At 72.6% G+C, this 18,730-nt stretch carries 15 protein-coding genes; 8 read left to right on the forward strand and 7 right to left on the reverse strand.

Going from position 1 to position 18,730, the window contains the following annotated elements; translation table 11 throughout:
- The first annotated feature begins 71 nt into the window (after window positions 1-71).
- The gene (ahcY, locus tag DEI98_RS15730; RefSeq protein WP_111101278.1) at window positions 72-1,550 is read left to right on the forward strand and encodes an adenosylhomocysteinase; all 1,479 of its coding nucleotides are present in this window, start codon (window positions 72-74) and stop codon (window positions 1,548-1,550) included.
- A 149-nt stretch (window positions 1,551-1,699) separates the two neighbouring features.
- Here the strand turns inward: ahcY and DEI98_RS15735 are convergent, their stop codons facing one another.
- Window positions 1,700-2,569 (reverse strand): RDD family protein, encoded by an 870-nt coding sequence (locus DEI98_RS15735; protein ID WP_110865372.1) that lies wholly within the window; start codon window positions 2,567-2,569, stop codon window positions 1,700-1,702.
- A gap of 42 nt (window positions 2,570-2,611) precedes the next feature.
- On the opposite strand from DEI98_RS15735, the gene DEI98_RS15740 reads away from it, so the two are divergent.
- Entirely contained in the window at window positions 2,612-3,610 is a 999-nt protein-coding gene (locus DEI98_RS15740) for a stage II sporulation protein M (protein WP_111101259.1), read from the forward strand.
- 13 nt (window positions 3,611-3,623) lie between these two features.
- On the opposite strand, the gene DEI98_RS15745 is transcribed toward DEI98_RS15740, so the two are convergent.
- From DEI98_RS15745 to DEI98_RS15765, 5 genes are read right to left on the reverse strand one after another with little or no spacing between them, the layout of a single operon-like run.
- Window positions 3,624-4,976 (reverse strand): DUF58 domain-containing protein, encoded by a 1,353-nt coding sequence (locus tag DEI98_RS15745; RefSeq protein ID WP_111101260.1) that lies wholly within the window; start codon window positions 4,974-4,976, stop codon window positions 3,624-3,626.
- Window positions 4,976-5,983: an AAA family ATPase gene (locus tag DEI98_RS15750; protein WP_375334821.1), complete on the reverse strand. Its 1,008-nt coding sequence runs from the start codon at window positions 5,981-5,983 to the stop codon at window positions 4,976-4,978. The genes DEI98_RS15745 and DEI98_RS15750 overlap by 1 nt, the downstream gene beginning before the upstream one ends.
- A gap of 5 nt (window positions 5,984-5,988) precedes the next feature.
- A complete protein-coding gene (locus tag DEI98_RS15755) occupies window positions 5,989-7,236 on the reverse strand; it encodes a DUF4350 domain-containing protein (RefSeq protein WP_111101261.1) in 1,248 nt (415 codons plus the stop codon).
- The gene (locus DEI98_RS15760) at window positions 7,233-7,916 is read right to left on the reverse strand and encodes a DUF4129 domain-containing protein (RefSeq protein WP_146243541.1); all 684 of its coding nucleotides are present in this window, start codon (window positions 7,914-7,916) and stop codon (window positions 7,233-7,235) included. Before DEI98_RS15760 ends, DEI98_RS15755 begins: the two co-directional genes overlap by 4 nt.
- Window positions 7,871-9,079 carry a glycerophosphoryl diester phosphodiesterase membrane domain-containing protein gene (locus DEI98_RS15765; RefSeq protein WP_111101263.1) on the reverse strand — a complete coding sequence of 403 codons (1,209 nt, stop codon included), beginning with the start codon at window positions 9,077-9,079 and terminating at the stop codon, window positions 7,871-7,873. The genes DEI98_RS15760 and DEI98_RS15765 overlap by 46 nt, the downstream gene beginning before the upstream one ends.
- A 329-nt stretch (window positions 9,080-9,408) precedes the next feature.
- Between DEI98_RS15765 and mtrA the strand changes: the two genes are divergently transcribed.
- From mtrA to secA, 6 genes are all read left to right on the forward strand, one after another.
- Entirely contained in the window at window positions 9,409-10,083 is a 675-nt protein-coding gene (mtrA, locus tag DEI98_RS15770; RefSeq protein ID WP_017888813.1) for an MtrAB system response regulator MtrA, read from the forward strand.
- Window positions 10,084-10,088: 5 nt separating this feature from the next.
- Window positions 10,089-11,855, forward strand: a complete 1,767-nt coding sequence (mtrB, locus tag DEI98_RS15775; protein WP_253183753.1) for an MtrAB system histidine kinase MtrB — start codon at window positions 10,089-10,091, stop codon at window positions 11,853-11,855.
- Entirely contained in the window at window positions 11,855-13,537 is a 1,683-nt protein-coding gene (locus DEI98_RS15780) for a GerMN domain-containing protein (RefSeq protein WP_111101264.1), read from the forward strand. The genes mtrB and DEI98_RS15780 overlap by 1 nt, the downstream gene beginning before the upstream one ends.
- Window positions 13,538-13,634: 97 nt before the next feature.
- Complete coding sequence (locus DEI98_RS15785) at window positions 13,635-14,297, forward strand: ComF family protein (protein WP_146243542.1); 663 nt, start codon at window positions 13,635-13,637, stop codon at window positions 14,295-14,297.
- Window positions 14,298-14,455: 158 nt separating this feature from the next.
- A complete protein-coding gene (hpf, locus tag DEI98_RS15790; protein WP_111101265.1) occupies window positions 14,456-15,166 on the forward strand; it encodes a ribosome hibernation-promoting factor, HPF/YfiA family in 711 nt (236 codons plus the stop codon).
- A 170-nt stretch (window positions 15,167-15,336) separates the two neighbouring features.
- Complete coding sequence (gene secA / locus DEI98_RS15795) at window positions 15,337-18,123, forward strand: preprotein translocase subunit SecA (RefSeq protein ID WP_110865380.1); 2,787 nt, start codon at window positions 15,337-15,339, stop codon at window positions 18,121-18,123.
- A gap of 143 nt (window positions 18,124-18,266) precedes the next feature.
- Here secA and DEI98_RS15800 read toward each other — a convergent pair whose 3' ends face one another.
- Window positions 18,267-18,707 carry an Rv3235 family protein gene (locus tag DEI98_RS15800; RefSeq protein WP_110865381.1) on the reverse strand — a complete coding sequence of 147 codons (441 nt, stop codon included), beginning with the start codon at window positions 18,705-18,707 and terminating at the stop codon, window positions 18,267-18,269.
- Window positions 18,708-18,730 lie beyond the last annotated feature (23 nt).

An 18,730-nucleotide genomic window follows, 5' to 3' on the forward strand; every position in this document is an offset into this window, starting at 1 on the left:
TCTGGAGGCCCGGGGAACGTGACCGGGATCGGCTGGTGATCCGCGCCTCCCGGCATGGAAGACTGGTGGGCATGCCCACCGAAACCCGCACAGCTGCTGCGTTCCGCGTCGCCGACCTGTCCCTCGCCGAGGCCGGCCGGCACCAGATCCGCCTCGCCGAGAACGAGATGCCGGGCCTGATGTCCCTGCGTGACGAGTTCGCCGCGGCGCAGCCGCTCGCCGGCGCACGCATCGCCGGGTCCCTGCACATGACGGTGCAGACCGCGGTGCTCATCGAGACGCTCGTCGCCCTCGGCGCGCAGGTGCGCTGGGCCAGCTGCAACATCTTCTCCACCCAGGACGAGGCGGCGGCGGCCGTCGCCGTCGGGCCGACCGGCACTCCGGACGCCCCCGCCGGCGTCCCGGTGTTCGCGTGGAAGGGCGAGACGCTCGAGGAGTACTGGTGGTGCACCAGCCGCATCTTCGACTGGAGCGACGAGGCCGCCGCGGCGGGTGCCGACTGGACCGGGCCGAACCTGATCCTCGACGACGGCGGCGACGCCACGATGCTCGTGCACACCGGTGCCGACGCCGAGGCGGAGGGTGCCGCCCCGGTCGCCGAGCCGGACGCGAGCACCGAGTGGAAGATCGTGCTCGACACCGTCGCGCGGTCGCTCGAGACCTCGTCCGACCGCTGGACCCGCATCGCGGCCGACATCCAGGGCGTCACCGAGGAGACCACCACGGGCGTCCACCGTCTGTACGAGCTGTTCCGGAACGGCGAGCTGAAGTTCCCGGCGATCAACGTCAACGACTCGGTGACGAAGTCGAAGTTCGACAACAAGTACGGCATCCGGCACTCGCTGCCCGACGGCCTGAACCGGGCCACCGACGTGCTCATCGGCGGCAAGGTCGCCTTCGTCGTCGGCTACGGCGACGTCGGCAAGGGTGCGGCCGAGGCGCTCCGCGGGCAGGGCGCCCGCGTCATCGTCAGCGAGGTCGACCCGATCTGCGCGCTGCAGGCGGCGATGGACGGCTACCAGGTCGCGCGCCTGGCGGACGTCGTCGACACCGTCGACATGGTCATCACGTGCACCGGCAACCTGGGCGTCGTCGGGGTCGACGAGATGCTCGGGCTGAAGCACCTGGCGATCGTGGCGAACGTAGGGCACTTCGACAACGAGATCGACATGGCGGGGCTCGAAGCGCTGCCCGGCGTCTCGAAGGTCGAGATCAAGCCGCAGGTGCACGAGTGGCGGCTGCCGACCGGGCGGTCAATCCTGGTGCTGTCCGAGGGCCGGCTCATGAACCTCGGCAACGCGACCGGGCACCCGTCGTTCGTGATGAGCAACTCGTTCACGAACCAGGTGCTCGCGCAGATCGAGCTGCACACGCGGCGCGAGGAGTACCCGACCGGCGTGTACGTGCTGCCGAAGCACCTGGACGAGAAGGTCGCGCGCCTGCACCTCGACGCCCTCGGGGTGCAGCTGACGTCGCTGCGTCCGGAGCAGGCGGCGTACATCGGTGTGCCGGTCGAGGGTCCCTTCAAGCCGGACCACTACCGCTACTGAGCGCGGCGGGGCGGCCCGCTTCCGCTGAACACCGGTGTTCGCATGTTGAACCCCCGCACGCGGGTGTTCGGAGTGCGAACACCGGTGTCTTGCGAGCAGCCCGGTGGCGCGCCGCGCGTCAGCGCCGCGCGTCAGCGCCGCGCTCCGCGTCAGCGCGGGAAGCCCGGCGGGGGCGCCGCCGCGGTCGCCCCCGCGGCGGTCAGCAGCTCGGCGCGGGCACCCAGCGCCCGGACGTCCCGACGACGCCGCAGCACGACGACCCCGGCCAGGAAGACCTCCGGCGGGACGGGCGGCACCGGGTGTGCGAACGCGGACACCTCGGCCGCCAGGGTCTGCGCCGCCGCCTCGCGCAGTTCGGGGCGCATCAGCGCAGCCCCGCGGAAGAACGCACCGAGGCGGTTCTCCAACCGCTGCGGCAGCGCCGAGACGTCCGCGACACCGGCCCAGGCCGTCAGCTCCGGGGGCAGCAGCACCTCGGGGTCCCGCTGCTTCGGCAGGCGCTCGTGCTGCACGATCGTCCCCGCCAGCAGGTCGCCGAGGCGCCGCGGCCGACTGCCGAACAGCGCGACGAGCAGGGCGACCGAGCCGAACGTCATCCAGAGCTCGAACAGGCCGACGAGCGACCGGGTGAAGGCGTGCCGGAAGCCGATCGCGCCGCCGTCGAGCCGGACGACCCGGGTGCCGGTGGCGAACCGTCCGACGCTCCGCCCCTTCGTCACGGTCTCGACCGCCGCGGGGACCAGCACGAGCACGACGACGAGCAGCACGATGTTGAGCGCAGCACCCCAGGCCGGCTCGAGCCCCCTCGGCCAGAGCCGCCAGACGCCGAAGAGCGCCAGCACGAACAGGACGAGGACGCACAGGCCGTCCAGCAGCGCGGCCGCGAGCCGCAGCACGAGTCCGGCGGGCTGGACGTCGAGCGCGACGCCCTCGCCCACCACCAGCTCGTCGGCGCTCTCGTCGAGGTCGCGCGAGAACCGGGCGTCGGCGAGGTCACGCGGCGTGCGGGGCTTCGGCATGGGATCATTCTGTCGGAGATCGCGCGACCTGAGGGGGAACACGTGGACCTGGATGCCTACACCGAGGTGCACCGTGACCGGTGGCAGGAGCTCGACCGTCTGGCGCGTGCCCGGCACCGGTCCGGCGCGGACGTCGACCGGCTCGTCGCCGGCTACCAGGAGGCCGCGACCGACCTCGCCCGCATCCGGGGCGCCGCACCGCGCACCGTGACCGGCGACCGGCTCTCGCTCACGCTGTTCCGCGCCCGCCTGCGCTTCACCGGCACGCCCGTCGACCCGTTGACCGCCGTCGCCCTGTTCTTCACGCGCCAGCTGCCCGCGGCGCTCTACCGGATCCGCTGGGTGACCATCTGGGTCGCGGTCGCGACGGTGGCGATCGGGGCGATCGTCGCCGTCTGGATCACCACCACGCCGGGTGCGACGGCGACGTTCGGCAGCGAGGAGGCCCTGCGCCGGTACGCCACGCAGGACTTCGTCGACTACTACTCCGACCGTGGCCTCGGGGCCTTCACCGCGCAGGTCTGGACGAACAACGCCTACATCGCCGCGACGATGGTGGCGTTCGGCATCACCGGGGTCTTCGTGCCGTTCTCGATCATGCAGAACGCCGTCAGCCTCGGGGTCTCCGCGGCGATCATGCACTCCCAGGGCCGCCTTGCCGACTTCTTCCTCTACATCTCCCCGCACGGGCAGCTCGAGCTCTACTCGGTCTTCCTGGCCGGCGGTGCGGGGCTGATGATCTTCTGGTCGTGGGTGGCACCGGGGCCCGGACGCACGCGCGCCCAGGCCCTCGCCGAGGACGGCCGCGCACTCATCACCATCGCGATCGGCCTGACCCTGACCCTGCTGCTGTCCGGCATCGTCGAGGGCGTGGTGACGCGGCAGGACTGGCCGTGGCCGATCAAGATCGGCATCGGCACCCTCGCCCTGGTCGCGGTGCTCGCTTACCAGTGGGTGCTCGGCGGCCGCGCGTACCGAGCGGGGGAGCGCGGCGACCTCGAGGAGTTCGAGCGCGGCTCCACCGCCCTGGTGGCCGGCTGACGTCCGTCCCGGTTCAGAGCCGGCCGGTGGCCTTCGCCCGGATGTAGGCGTCGGCGACGAGCGGCGGGACGTCCGCCGGTGCGCCGCGCACGACCTCGGCGCCGGAGCGCCGTGCGACGTCAGCCGCACCGTCCGCGTCGAGCAGGGTGCGTTCGGCGGCCGCGCGTCGGTAGACGTCGCGCTCCGCGCCGGTCGGGAGGCCCGGCACCCGTCCGCCCCGCGCGGTGCGGATCGCCGTGTTCGGGTCCACCCCGCCGCGCGCCATCCGCTGGACGTCCGGGTCCTCGATGCTCGTCACGAGGACCGCGTGCCGTCGGGACAGTCGGGGGAGTACGGCGAGCAGGTCGCCCGAGGCGCCGACGGAGTCGAGGCTCGAGGCGAGGACGACCATGGCGCGCGAGGTCGTGATCGAGTCGACGAGCGCGGGGACGGATGCCCAGTCGGTCGCGGCGAGCCCGGGTTCGGCCATCGCGAGTGCCTCGCCGAAGCGCTGCACGACGTCGGTGCGGGTGGCGCCGTGCACGCGGTCGTGTGCCGTGTCGTCGAGGACCACCAGGTCGACGCGGTCACCGGCGGCTGCCGCGAGGGCACCGAGGAGCAGCGCCGACTCGATGAAGGTGTCGAGTCGGGGTTCGTCGGCGACGCGGCCGGCACCCGCCCGGCCCGCGTCGACCACGACGACGACGCGCCGGTCGCGTTCCGGTCGCCAGGTGCGGACGACGAGGTCCTGCCGCCGCGCGGTGGCGCGCCAGTCGATCGACCGCACGTCGTCGCCGCGCACGTAGTCGCGCAGCGAGTCGAACTCGGTGCCGTGCCCGCGGAGCTGCAGCGTGGTCTCGCCGTCGAGTTCGCGGAGCCGTGCCAACCGTGACGGCAGGTGCCGCCGGGAGCGGAACGGCGGCGTCACGACGAGTTCGCCCGGTGCTGCGACGACCCGCTGCCGTGCGGCGAGGCCCAGGGGACCGAAGGACCGCACGGCGACCCCGGTGGTGCGGCGTCGACCACGACGGAACGGGGTGAAGCGCATCCGGGCCGTCCGTCGCTCCCCGGCGGGGACCGTCATCCGGATCCGACGGGGACGGTGGCCGGCCGACGGCTCCCACATGTCACGGACCACACCGCGGACCGTCCGGGAGCCGTCGTTGGCGAGCACGAGGGTGCCGTCCGCGGTGCTGTCGCGTCGAGCGAGCCGGGGCATCCGCCGCTCCACGCGGACCCGTCGCAGGTCGGCGGCGAGCACGACGTCGAGCGCCGCGGCGAGCAGCACCACCCCGACCCACGCCAGACCGGCCCACCCGCTGCCGAGCAGCACGGTGGGCACGAGGGCGACGGCGAGGAGCGCGACGAACCGGCCGGAGACCGCCACTAGATCGGCACCCGCACCTGCTCGAGCACCTGCTGGAGCACGCCGTCGGCTCCGACGCCCTCGAGCTCGGCGTCGGCGGCGACCCGCAGGCGGTGCCGCCAGACCGGCAGGGCCATGGCCTGCACGTGGTCCGGGGTGATCGCGTCGTAGCCGGTGAGCCAGGCCCAGGCCTTGGCGGCCGCGAGCAGTGCCGTCGCTCCGCGGGGGCTCACCCCGACGCGGACGGACGGTGCCTGCCGGGTGGCCCGGGCGAGGTCGACGATGTACGCGAGCACGTCGTCGCGGGCCCCGACGCCGCGGACGGCACGCTGCGCACGGACGACCTCGTCGACGCCGACCACCGGGGTGATGCCGGCCGACCGGACGTCGCGCGGGACGAACCCGTCGGCGTGGCGCCGGAGCACCTGCCACTCGACGTCGCGCGGCGGGATGTCGAGCGTCAGCTTCATCAGGAACCGGTCGAGCTGCGCCTCGGGCAGCGTGTACGTGCCCTCGAACTCGATCGGGTTCATCGTCGCGGCGACGAAGAAGGGGTCCGGCAGCGCCCGGGCGTCGCCGTCGACGCTCACCTGGCGTTCCTCCATCGCCTCGAGCAGGGCCGACTGGGTCTTCGGCGGCGTGCGGTTGACCTCGTCGGCGAGCAGGACGTTCGTGAAGACGGGGCCCTCGCGGAACGGGAACGTGCCGGTCGAGGCGTCGTAGACGAGCGACCCGGTGACGTCGCCGGGCATCAGGTCCGGTGTGAACTGGATGCGCTTCGTGTCGAGCGTCATCGCGGCGGCGAGGCTGCGGACGAGCAGGGTCTTCGCGACACCGGGGACACCCTCGAGCAGCACGTGCCCCTGTGCGAGGAGTCCGACGATCATGCCGGAGACCGCGCCCTCCTGGCCGACGACGGCCTTGGCGACCTCGGTGCGGACCCGGCCGAACGCGTCGCGCAGGTCGGTGCCGGCCGCGGTCGTGGGGTCGTGCTCCGGTGCGGCGTGCTCGGTGGTGGCAGGGGGCAGGTCGGTCACGGTCGTGCTCCTGGTCGGTCGGGGTCGGAGGTCGGTCGGTCACCGGAGGTCGCCCGGCGGACGGCGCGTTCGAGGTCGTCGAGCGCGGCGGTGCCGTCGACGAGTGCACGGTCGTCGTCGGTGGTCCCGCCGACGAGCACGGCGCCGACACGGGTGTGCGGGATGCCGGTGGCCTGGGCCGCGGTCCGGACGACCTCGTCGACGTGGGCCGATCGGGGCAGACCGAGCATCCGGCCGATGCGGCGGACGGCGGCGACGCGCAGGGTGTCGAGGGCGTGGGTGCGGTCACGGGTGCGGGCGTACATGCGGGCGCGACCCTCGGTGGTCTCCGCGGCACGGACGACGACGGGCAACCGCTCGACGACGAGCGGGCCGAGCCGTCGGCCCCGCCAGACGCCGGCCGCCACGGCGACGAGGGCGAGCAGTGCGAGGGCGCTCGGGACCCACGGCGGGGCGAGCTCGCCGAGGGTCGGTGCGGCGTCGGGGGTGCCGACGGCCGGGGTGTACCAGACGAGTCGCTCGTCGGCGCCGAGCAGCCCGAGGGCGAGTGCGGCGTTCCCGGCGGTGGCGATCGTGTCGTTCCGGAACGCCGAGGTCGTGCCGAGCAGTGTGACGTCGCCGCCCTGGGTCGCGGTGCGCACGAGGCCCCAGACCCGGGAGCCGCCCTCGCCGGTCGGCGCACACCGTTCGGCGGTCGCGTCCTGCACGGTGTACCCGGAGCCGGCGGTGGTGACCCGGGCAGCCGAGGCCGCCGCCGGGATCCCGCACGAGGCCGTCGAGACGGTGGCGTCGCCGTCGACCTGGACGGCCGGGTCGACCGGGAACCCGAGCAGTGCCTCGAGTCCGGCGCCGCTCGTGCCGACGACCACGACGTGCCGCGCCGTGCGGGCGATCCGTTCCGCGACGTCGGGGTCGAGCGCCCCGTCGGCGTCGTCGATGAACACCGTGCCGCCGTCGATCCCACCGACGCCGTCGACGGTGTCGGTGACGGAGACCGCGGTGCCCCGCTGCTCGAGCACCCGGACCAGGGCGGCCGAACCACTGGCCGTCGTCGAGGTCGGGTCGAGCACACGCGGTGCGTCCGGGTCGGTGCCCTGCACGAGGGCGGTCAGGGCGGCGAGCAGGACGCCGACCAGGACGATGGCGACCCAGAACCCGACGCGGAACCGGCGTCCCTCGGCCGGAATTGGAGCCGGAGCAGGAGTCGGCCCGGTGCTCGTCCGCGTGGCGGTGTCAGTCGTCATGCCGGTACCGCCGGTCCCTCGGCCCGGGCGGGACGGGCCTGCCGGACGGAGCGCTCGGTGTCGAGCACGCGGAGGGCCGCGGCCTCGTCGGCCTCGGCACCGAGGTACCGGACCGCGTCGAAGGCGGTCGCTGCCGCGTCGAGTGCACCGGCCGACGCGGGGAACGGCACGGCGCCCCGTGCGGCGATCCTCCGCGCGGTGGCTCCGGGCACGTCGGGCACCAGGTCGCGCTCGCCGAGGCCCCTGGCGATCGCGCGGAACCCGTCGAGCACCGCTGCCGACCAGTCGGCGCGACGGACGGCGGCCTGGGCCGCTTCGAGGAGTTCCCGGGCGGAGCGCAGGTCGTCGGCGTCGAACACCCCGCCGGTGTCACCGTCACCGGCCCGCGCGCGCCGGCGGGGGAGTCCGCGGGCGACGACGACGAGCACGACGACCGCGACGAGCACCACGATCGCGATCACCAGCGCGGTGCGGGCCGCCGCGGGGGAGTCGATGCCGTCGGCGCGGAGCGACCCGAGCCAGTCGAGGAAGGAGCGCGAGGCACGGTCCCACCACGTCGGCCGGGCACCGTCGTAGGCGGACCGTTCGAGTTCGCGCTCGAGCAGGCGACGCGCTTCGTCCGGGTCGACCGCCGTCACGCGGAGCCGTTCGGCGGCGCCTGGCCCGGACCCTGCTGCCACGGCTGCTGCTGACCGGGCTGCCAGGGTTGCTGCTGGTGACCGGGCTGCCAGGGTTGCTGCTGCTGACCGGGCTGCCACTGCTGCTGCCCCGGCCACGGCTGCTGCTGCGCCTGCCACTGCTGGCCACCCCACTGCTGCTGCGGCGGCCACGGCGGGCGTGCGACGGGCTCGGACGGGGCGAACGGGTCGGTCGGCTGCCCGGAGTCCAGGTGCGACGCGATCCGCTGGTCGAGCGCCTCGGTGCGGATCCGCCGGTCGATGGCGAGGAACGTCGTGATCGAGGCGCTCAGCACGTCGGTGATGCACTGCACCGCGATCGCGAGCAGGCTCCCGACGACGATGGCGATGACCGCACCGGTGCCGGCTCCCGACGTGCCGCCCGTCTGCCCGAGCGGGTCGAACGTGCCCCCGACGAGCACGGCGCCGATGGTGAGCGGGATCGACGCGATGGACGCCGCGAACCCGAACATGAGTTGGACGAGCAGCAGGATGCCGAAGGTCCGCCAGAAGGCCCCGCGGGTCAGGCGCCACGACTGTGCGGCTGCGGCGAAGACCGGTCGGCCCTCGAGCGCGATGGTCGGGACGGTGAGCACGAAGCGCGTGGCGAGCCACACGACGACGACACCGATGCCGAGCACGAACAGCACCAGCGCCAGCACGAACCACCCGGTGCCGGAGTCGGCGGCGCCCATGGCCGCGAACACCCCGAAGAACACGAGTCCGGCCAGGATCGCGAGGACCGCACCGGCCCCGATCTGCACGAGCATCCACGCGACGACGGACCACCGGCGGCCGGCGAGCAGCGCCCACAGCCCCCGGAACGTGGCGCGACGGCCGAGGACCCGCTGCCCGGTGTCGGCGGCGACCGGCGCCACCAGGAACCCGCGACCGAGGTAGGCGAGGAACGGCAGCACGACCGAGAGCAGTGCCGTGAGCGTCAGCGTGCCAGCGACCACCGAGTCGGCACCACTGCCGCCGTCGAGGGCCGAGAACATCCGCGACTGCAACGCCTGCTGCCCGAAGGTGCTGGCCAGCGTCGAGAGCAGGCCGAGCACACCGCTCAGCAGCACGCTCCAGAGCAGCAGCACGCGGGCGTTCCGGCGGAAGACCGTGAACGCCCCGGCCAGGATGTCCCCGAGACCGAGCGGGCGCAGCGGGATCACCGGACGCGAGCCACCGGACGGACCGCCCGGTCGCCCCGGACCCGGCCCCGGGGCGGGCTGCGGCGGCACGGAGAAGCGGGGCGGGCCTCCAGGCTGGGGTCCTGGTCCCTGCGCCGGTCCGGACGCCGGCGGCGTCGGCGCACCCTGCTGCCCACCGCCCGGTGTGTGCCAATCGGACATGACTCCAGCCCCCTCGTCGTGTCGGACCGAGCCAGCGATGCACGGTCCACCCCCATCCTGGCGGAAAACCCGGCGCGGCGGGGCCTCGGCTATCGTGTGGGGACACGTGCCGACCACGGCACCCGCACGCCACCCGGAGTCCAGATCACATGACACCGCGCATCCTCGTCGTCGACGACGACCAGGCCCTCTCCGAGATGATCGGCATCGTGCTCCGCTCCGAGGGGTACGAACCCGAGTTCAGCGCCGACGGCAACGACGCCGTCGACGCGTTCCACGCCACCAAGCCGGACCTCGTCCTGCTCGACGTCATGCTGCCCGGCATCGACGGCATCGAGGTGTGCAAGCGCATCCGTGCCGAGAGTGGCACGCCGATCATCATGCTCACGGCGAAGAGCGACACCGCCGACGTCGTCCTCGGGCTCGAGAACGGTGCCGACGACTACGTCGTGAAGCCCTTCAACCCGAAGGAGCTCGTCGCGCGCATCCGGACCCGCCTGCGGCCGAGCGCGTCCGACGCCACCGTGCTGCACGTCGGCGACGTCACGGTCGACGTCGCCGGGCACGAGGTGCGCCGCGGTGACACCGTGATCGCGCTCACGCCGCTCGAGTTCGACCTGCTCCGGGCGCTCGCCGAGAAGCCGAACCAGGTGTTCACCCGCGAGATGCTGCTCGAGCAGGTCTGGGGCTACCACTACAAGGCGGACACCCGTCTGGTGAACGTGCACGTGCAGCGGCTCCGCGCGAAGATCGAGCACGACCCGGACAACCCGAAGACCGTCACCACGGTCCGCGGCGTCGGGTACCGCGCCGGAGGAGCCTGAGCACCGTGCCGCCCTCGACGCGCCCGCCGGGCTCGGCACGCTCCGGCCGGGTCGGCGGCGCCGGCCGGGCCACCGGCGCCGGTGGGTCCGGCGGTGCCGGTGGGGCCGGCAGCACCACCGTCTCGATCGGCGTCGTCGACCGCAGCCGTCGCCGGATGCGGCGCTGGCTCCGACGCGCCTGGCGTCCGATCGCCTACCTGTGGCGGCGCTCGCTCATGTTCCGCTCGGTCGCCATCACCGTGATGACGACCGGGCTCGCGGTGGGGATCATCGGCACCGCGGTCATGGTGAGCATCTCGACGAACGTCTACTCGCAGCGCCGCGACCAGATCGAGTCCGAGTCCGCACGGGCCACCATCGTCGCCCAGGGGATCTTCGACGCGGCGACGGCGGCCGAGGACAACAACCAGTCCGAGCTCGAGACCCTGCAGAACGAGGCGCAGCAGGCGATCCTGTCGAACACGACGAGTCCGGGCGGCACGAGCATCGCCATCGAGCGGAGCCCGGACCAGTCCACGCCGCAGACGCTGCAGACCATCGCCAGCCAGGACTTCCCGGACGCGGTGATCACCGACGCCCTGCGCAAGGAGGTCGCGCAGAACACCGGTCGGCTCAGCCTGCAGCCGGTCGAACTCGACGACGACGGGCGCCGGGTGCCGGGGCTCGCCGTCGGGTCCACGCTGCAGATCCCGAGCGCCGGCCAGTACGAGCTGTACCTGGTCTACGACCTCTCCGACGCCCAGCAGACCCTGGACTTCGTCTCCCAGACCCTCTCCATCGGCGGTGTGGCGCTGATGGTGCTCATCGCCCTGGTCACCTCGCTCGTCGTCCGGCTCGTCGTCGTACCGATCCGCGGTGCCGCCGAGACGAGCCGGAAGATCGCCGCGGGCCGCCTCGACGAACGCATCCCCGTGCGCGGCCAGGACGACCTGGCGACCCTGGCACGGAGCTTCAACGGCATGGCCGAGGCGGTCAGCCGCCAGATCACCCAGCTCGCCGAGCTCTCCCGCGTGCAGCAGCGGTTCGTGTCCGACGTGTCGCACGAGCTCCGTACCCCGCTCACCACGATCCGGCTCGCCGGCGACATGCTCTACGACTCCCGCCACGCGTTCGAACCGTCGGTCGGCCGGTCCGCCGAGCTCCTGCACGCCCAGGTGGAGCGCTTCGAGATGCTCCTCGCCGACCTGCTCGAGATCTCCCGGTACGACGCCCAGGCGGTGCAGCTCGACACCGCACCCGTCGTGCCGGCCTCCCTCGCCGCGGACATCGTCGAGGAGTTCCGCCCGCTGGCCGAACGCGCCGGCATCGACCTGCAGCTCGCGACCCCCGGCGGCCACACCACGATGCGGCTCGACGCCAAGCGGGTCCGACGGATCCTGCGCAACCTCGTCGGCAACGCCATCGAGCACGGCGACGCGAAGCCCGTGCAGGTCGTCGTCGACAGTGACGCCCGCACCGTCGCCATCGCCGTCCGCGACCAGGGTGTCGGCATGCCGCCGGAGGACGCCGCACGGGTGTTCGACCGCTTCTGGCGGGCCGACCCGAGCCGCAAGCGCACCATCGGCGGCACCGGCCTCGGCCTCGCGATCAGCCTCGGCGACGCGAAGCTCCACGGCGGGCGCATCGACGTGTGGTCCCGACCGGGCGCGGGATCGACGTTCGTGCTCACCCTGCCCCGCAACGAGCAGGGCACCACCGCCACCTCGGCCATCCCGCTGCCCGAGCTCGACGAGTCGTACGACGGCCCCCGCGCCGTGCGAGAGGAGTCCTGATGCGCCACCGGATCCGCCACGTCCTCACCGTCGCGCTCGCCGCGGTCAGCCTGCTCGCGGTCACCGCCTGCGCGGCCATCCCGACCGACGGTGCCGTGCGCACCGGGCAGACGATCAAGGACGAGTCGCTCTCGGGCGTCGACTTCCGGCCGGACAAGCCGATCACCGGGTCCGACCAGACGGCGATCCTCCGCGGGTTCATCGCCGCCGCCACCGGCGCCCAGGACAACTACGCGATCGCCCGGCAGTTCCTGGCCGCCGACTTCGCCCAGCGGTGGAACCCCCGGCAGGGCGTCACGATCCGGGACGGCAGCGGCACCGTCGAGCGCGCCGACGACCGCGAGCTCACCTACACGATGACGGCCAGCGCCACGGTCGACTCCGACGGGGAGTACACCCAGGCGGTCCGCCCGACCTCGTCGACGCTGACGTTCCAGTTCGTCCGCGAGGACGGCGAGTGGCGCATCGCCTACGCCCCGGACGGCATCATCCTGTCGCCGGTCAGCTTCGAGTCGGTGTTCCAGTCGCACGCCCTGTACTTCTACGACCCGACCTACCGCTTCCTGGTGCCCGACCAGCGCTGGTTCCTCGCTCGGTCCTCCACCAGCACCCGCATCGCCAGCGCCCTGCTCGCCGGCCCCGCCGACTGGCTGAAGGGCGCCGTCGTCTCGTCGTTCCCGGAGGGCACCCAGCTGTCCCTCAACGCGGTGACGATCGACAGCGGCACCGCGCTGGTCGACCTGTCGAGCGACGCCCTGCGTGCGAGCACGGTCGACAAGGTCCGGATGCGCGAACAGCTCAGCAAGTCCCTCGCCTCGGTCGCCACCATCTCGTCGGTCTCGATGACGATCGAGGGAGCGACGCTGTCGGTGCCGGACTCCGGGGGAGCAGACGCCCAGCAGAACCCCGACGTCGACCCCCGCCCCCTGGTCGACGAGGACGGCGTCGTCGGCTACGCCGCCTCGGGCACCGGCAAGGTCGCCGAGCTCGGCAGCGGCGTCGGGGCCGCGATCGCCGGCCTCGACCCGACCTCGATCGCCCTGTCGGCGTCCGGCACCACCGCCGCCGTCGGCAACCGGGACGGCGTCGTGGTCGTGCGCGGCAAGGACCGCCTGCGCGTCGACGCCCGCGAGGACCTCGTCGCGCCCGCCGTCGACGACCTCGGCTTCGTCTGGGTGGGGCAGCAGTCCGACACCCGTCACGTCACCGCGTACGGCCTCGGCGGCGACCCCCACCAGGTGCGCACCACGTTGCCGCGCGGCGACCTCGTGTCGTTCCAGGTGTCCCGCGACTCCACCAGGGCCCTCGCGCTCATCGAGACCGCGGACGGCCCCGGCCTGTACGTGATGGCGATCATCCGCGGTTCCGACCGGTCACCGACCTCGTTCGGCGCCCCGGTCCGGGTGCAGGCCGCCAGCGGCACCGCGGTCGACGCCACGTGGGTGAACGACACCGACGTCGCCTCGGTCGGGCAGACGCCGACCGGTCCGAACATCGTCCGCACCACCATCGGCGGCAAGTCGAGCACCCTGCCGAAGCCCGACGGTCGCGCCACCGCGATCAGCGGCGGCAGCGGTGGCGCGCTGCTGCTCCGGATGTCGAGCGGCGACGTCCTGCAGTCCACCGGGGGCGGCTGGGACTCGACGGGCGTCACCGCCGACGTGCTCGGCGTCCAGCGCTGACGCCACCGTCCTCCACACCCCGCCCTGCCTGGAGGCCCGTCCACCGTCCGGCACGCCGGCCCACCGCCGTCGTCCGATCACCACCACAGTCGTGGGCATGCCCCCTGACGACGCCCCCACCCCGTGGCGTGACGCCCTGCTCGCCGTGCTCGGGCTCTTCCTGCCCGTCGCCTGCCTGGGCTGCGGCCGCCCGGACCGCGCGCTCTGCCCACCGTGCCGCGCGGCGCTCGACGCACGGCCCCGGCGGGTCCGGCTGGTCGCCGGCGTCCGGCTCGACGCGGCCTTCGAGTACGAGGGGCTGGTCCGCACCCTGGTGCTCGAACTCAAGCTCCGGGGCCGGGTCGACGTCGCCCGTCCGCTCGGCGTCCGCTTCGGTGTCCTCGTCCGCGCGGCGCTCGCCGCGGCCCCGGACGGCACCGTGGTGCTCCGGGTGCCGCCGTCCCGCGCGGGTGCCCGACGCCGCGGGTTCGACCCGGTGGTGCTGCTGCTCGCCCGTGGTGGTGTCCGGCACACGGGGCGCCTCGGCCGGACCCCTGCCGGACGACGGCGATCCGGACCGGGGCAGAAGGAGCGGTCGGCGGTGGAACGCGTCGCCGCGACCGTCGGGACCCTGCGGGCGACCGGTGTCGACGGCCGCGACGTCGTGCTCGTCGACGACGTCGTGACGACGGGCGTCACGATGGCCGAGGGCGTCCGCGCGGTGCGGGCGGCGGGCGGTCGGGTGGTGCGCTGCGTCGCCGTGGCGAGCGTCGACGACTGATGCTCGGTGAACACCCGGTGGCCGCTGTGTGTCCGGTGAGTGTCCGGCGGACTCGCCGCCTCCCCGTGACGCCGAGGGTGCGCCGGGTCTAGCCTCGCGACAAGGCGTTCGGGTCGCCGGACGGAGGCGACGCGCCGACACTGGATGGGAGCCGCCACATGGACGTGACGATCACGGGCCGGAACGTCGGGGTCACCGACCGTTTCCGCACCTACGTCGAACAGAAGTCCGAGAAGATCGACGTGCTCGCCGACCGCGCCCTCGCCTTCGAGGTGCGCATCAGCCGCCACCACGAGAAGTCGAGCGGCAGCCAGGGCGAGGACCGCGTGGAGCTCACGCTGATCGGACCGGGGCCGCTCGTACGGGCCGAGTCCGCGGCGTCGGACAAGTACGCCGCCTTCGACCTCGCCTTCGCGCGGATCATGGAACGTCTCCGTCGGGCGCGTGACCGCCGCAAGGTGCACCACGGTCGGCACCGCCCCACCTCGGTCGCCGAGGCCGCCGGCAGCGGGTTCGACGGCATGGGCGTCGTCCCGGCCGACGGCAAGCTCATCGAGGACGTCGCGACCGGTGCCGTCCCGGTCGTCGATCAAGAGGCCGCCGAGGACGAGAACGAGGTCTACAGCCCGGTCGTCATCCGGCACAAGGTCTTCGAGGCCGCCCCGATGACGGTCGACGACGCCCTGTACTACATGGAACTCGTCGGGCACGACTTCTACCTGTTCCTCGACGCCGAGACCCGCCGTCCGAGTGTCGTGTACCGACGCAAGGGCTGGGACTACGGCGTGATCGGCATCGACGAGGTGCCCGCCGGCCAGGCGCCGGCCGCGGTCGACTCCGACGCGGAGCGCGCAGCCGCGATCGCCTGATCCGACTCGGGGCCTTCGGTCCCGCACCGTGTGCGCGGTCCGTTCGCGGGCCGCGCACACCCGTGTCCGCGACAGCCGCGCCGCTCACAGCGCCGTGGGTTCGCGGGTTGCTAGCATGACTGGTCGATCGGGCGTGCAGGTCGCGCGCGACGACCTCGTAAGGAGTTCACGTGGCAAACGTGCTGGAGAAGGTCCTCCGCATCGGCGAAGGACGAACCCTCCGCCGGCTGAAGGCGTACGCCTCGGCCATCAACGACCTCGAGGACGACTTCTCGAGCCTCACCGACGAGGAACTCCACGACGAGACCAAGGAGCTGCGCGAGCGGTACGCCAACGGCGAGACCCTCGACGACCTCCTGCCCGAGGCGTTCGCCGCCGTGCGTGAAGCCGCGAAGCGGACCCTGGGCATGCGGCACTTCGACGTGCAGCTCATGGGTGGCGCGGCACTGCACCTCGGCAACATCGCCGAGATGAAGACCGGTGAGGGCAAGACCCTCGTCGCGACGACCGCCGCCTACCTCAACGCGATCCCGTCGCGCGGTGTGCACGTCATCACGGTCAACGACTACCTGGCGTCGTACCAGTCCGAGATCATGGGCCGCGTCTTCCGCGCGCTGGGCATGACCACCGGCTGCATCATCGCGAACCAGACCCCGGCCGAGCGCCGCGAGCAGTACGCCGCCGACATCACGTACGGCACCAACAACGAGTTCGGCTTCGACTACCTGCGCGACAACATGGCGTGGCAGGCATCCGACATGGTGCAGCGTGGTCACTTCTTCGCCGTCGTGGACGAGGTCGACTCGATCCTCATCGACGAGGCCCGCACGCCGCTCATCATCTCCGGTCCGTCCTCGGGCGAGGCCAACCGCTGGTTCACCGAGTTCGCCTCGATCGCCAAGCGCCTCACCCCGGGCGAGGACTACGAGGTCGACGAGAAGAAGCGCACCGTCGGTGTCCTCGAGCCCGGGATCGAGAAGGTCGAGGACTACCTCGGCATCGAGAACCTGTACGAGTCGGCGAACACCCCGCTCATCTCGTTCCTGAACAACTCCATCAAGGCCGTCGCCCTGTTCAAGAAGGACAAGGACTACGTCGTGATGAACGGCGAGGTGCTCATCGTCGACGAGCACACCGGCCGCATCCTGATGGGCCGCCGCTACAACGAGGGCATCCACCAGGCGATCGAGGCGAAGGAAGGTGTCGAGGTCAAGGCCGAGAACCAGACCCTCGCCACCGTCACGCTGCAGAACTACTTCCGCCTCTACCAGAAGCTCTCCGGCATGACCGGTACCGCCGAGACCGAGGCGGCCGAGTTCATGTCGACCTACAAGCTCGGCGTCGTGCCCATCCCGACGAACAAGCCGATGCAGCGCATCGACCAGACCGACCTCGTCTACAAGAACGAGAAGGCGAAGTTCGAGCAGGTCGCCGAGGACATCGCGGAGCGCCACGAGAAGGGCCAGCCCGTCCTCGTCGGCACCACGAGCGTCGAGAAGTCCGAGTACCTGTCGAAGCTCCTCGCCAAGCAGGGCGTCAAGCACGAGGTCCTCAACGCGAAGAACCACGCACGTGAAGCCGCGATCGTCGCCCAGGCCGGTCGCTTCGGCGCCGTGACCGTCGCGACGAACATGGCCGGTCGTGGTACCGACATCATGCTCGGTGGCAACGCGGAGTTCCTCGCCGTGCAGGAGATGCACGCCAAGGGCCTGTCGCCGACCGAGACCCCCGACGAGTACGAGGCCGAGTGGGACGACGTGTTCGCCCGCGTCAAGGCCGAGGTCGAGGAAGAGGGCGACAAGGTCCGCGCCGTCGGCGGCCTGTACGTGCTCGGCACCGAGCGCCACGAGTCACGCCGCATCGACAACCAGCTGCGTGGTCGTTCCGGCCGCCAGGGTGACCCGGGCGAGAGCCGCTTCTACCTGTCGCTGACCGACGACCTGATGCGCCTGTTCAACTCCGGTGCCGCCGAGAGTCTGATGGGCCGCTCGAACGTGCCGGACGACCTGGCGATCGAGAACAAGCTCGTCGGCCGTGCGATCCGGTCCGCCCAGGCGCAGGTCGAGGGCCGCAACGCCGAGATCCGCAAGAACGTGCTGAAGTACGACGACGTCCTGAACCGCCAGCGCGAAGCGATCTACAGCGACCGCCGCCACATCCTCGAGGGCGACGACCTGCACGACCGCGCGCAGTCGTTCCTCAAGGCCGTCATCGACGACGTGATCGACAGCCACACCGGCGAAGGCTCCCCGGACGACTGGGACCTCGACGCCATGTGGACCGAGCTCGGCACGCTCTACCCGATCTCGATCTCCATCGACGAGGTCATCACCGAGGCCGGCTCGAAGGGCAAGGCGTCGCGTGACTTCCTGGCCCGCGAGATCCTCTCCGACGCCAAGTTGGCCTACCAGCAGCGCGAGGAACTCCTCGGCGACGAGGCGATGCGTGAGCTCGAGCGTCGCGTGGTGCTCTCGGTGATCGACCGCCGCTGGCGCGACCACCTGTACGAGATGGACTACCTCAAGGACGGCATCGGCCTCCGCGCGATGGCGCAGCGCGACCCGCTGGTCGAGTACCAGCGCGAGGGCTACGCCCTGTTCCAGACGATGATGGGGCAGATCCGCGAAGAGTCCGTGGGCTACCTCTTCAACCTCGAGGTCCAGGTGCAGTCCGACGGCGAGAACGCGGTGATCGAGGCCAAGGGTCTCGGCGAGGATGAGGTCTCCGGCCTCGAGTACTCGGCACCGTCGATCGACGGCGAGGTCGAGGTCCGCGACGAGAAGGGTCGCCTCGAGCAGGCCGCGACCGCTCGTGCGCAGCGCGCCCAGGCCGAGGCTGAGGCCGAAGCGGTCGCCGAGCCCGAGCAGGGCTCCGCGTTCGGCAACGCGGCCACCGCCTCCGGTCAGGCCGCGGCGAGCAACCGCGCCGAGCGTCGCCAGGCGGCCAAGAAGAACTAGCGACCGCGCGCGAGCGCATCGTGAGCAGGAGTGGTCGGGTCCCACGTCGGGACCCGACCATTCCTGCTCACCGAGCGTGACCGACGACGGACGGGAGGCCCGGTGCCAGCTGGCACCGGGCCTCCCGTCCGTCCGCCACTCGGCTACAGGACCCCGATCGCGGTCGCCTGCCAGCGTCCGTGTCGCTCTTCGAGCCGCATGGCGACCGCCCGCGCGTGGCTGCGCGCGTGCACGACCACCGTCGCCTCGGCGACGCCCGCCGCGGGGCGGCAGACGAGCACGCTGCCGACCCGGAGCACCGGGCGTCCGCGTGCCCGCCGACCGGAGCCCCGGGCGTGCGCTGCCACCGCGGCGCGCTGCTGCAGGTGGCGCTGCACGTCGTCGCTGATCCAGCGGGCGATGCTGTCGACCTCCCGCGCGCCGGTGAGCACCTCGGCGACGCAGAGCCCGAGCGCTCGTGCGGTCGTCGCCGGGTCCGGGGGACCGGTCACCGTGGCGGGCTCCGGCGCCGGTTCGACGATCCGCAGCGGCGGTGGGTGCGCCGTCGTCGTCTCGTGATCGATGCGGCGTGCCTGCTCTGCCACCCCTGCCCCTTCCGTCGTTGGAG

Origin of the sequence: Curtobacterium sp. MCLR17_034, assembly GCF_003234485.1 — a bacterium.
Lineage (GTDB): Bacteria > Actinomycetota > Actinomycetes > Actinomycetales > Microbacteriaceae > Curtobacterium > Curtobacterium flaccumfaciens.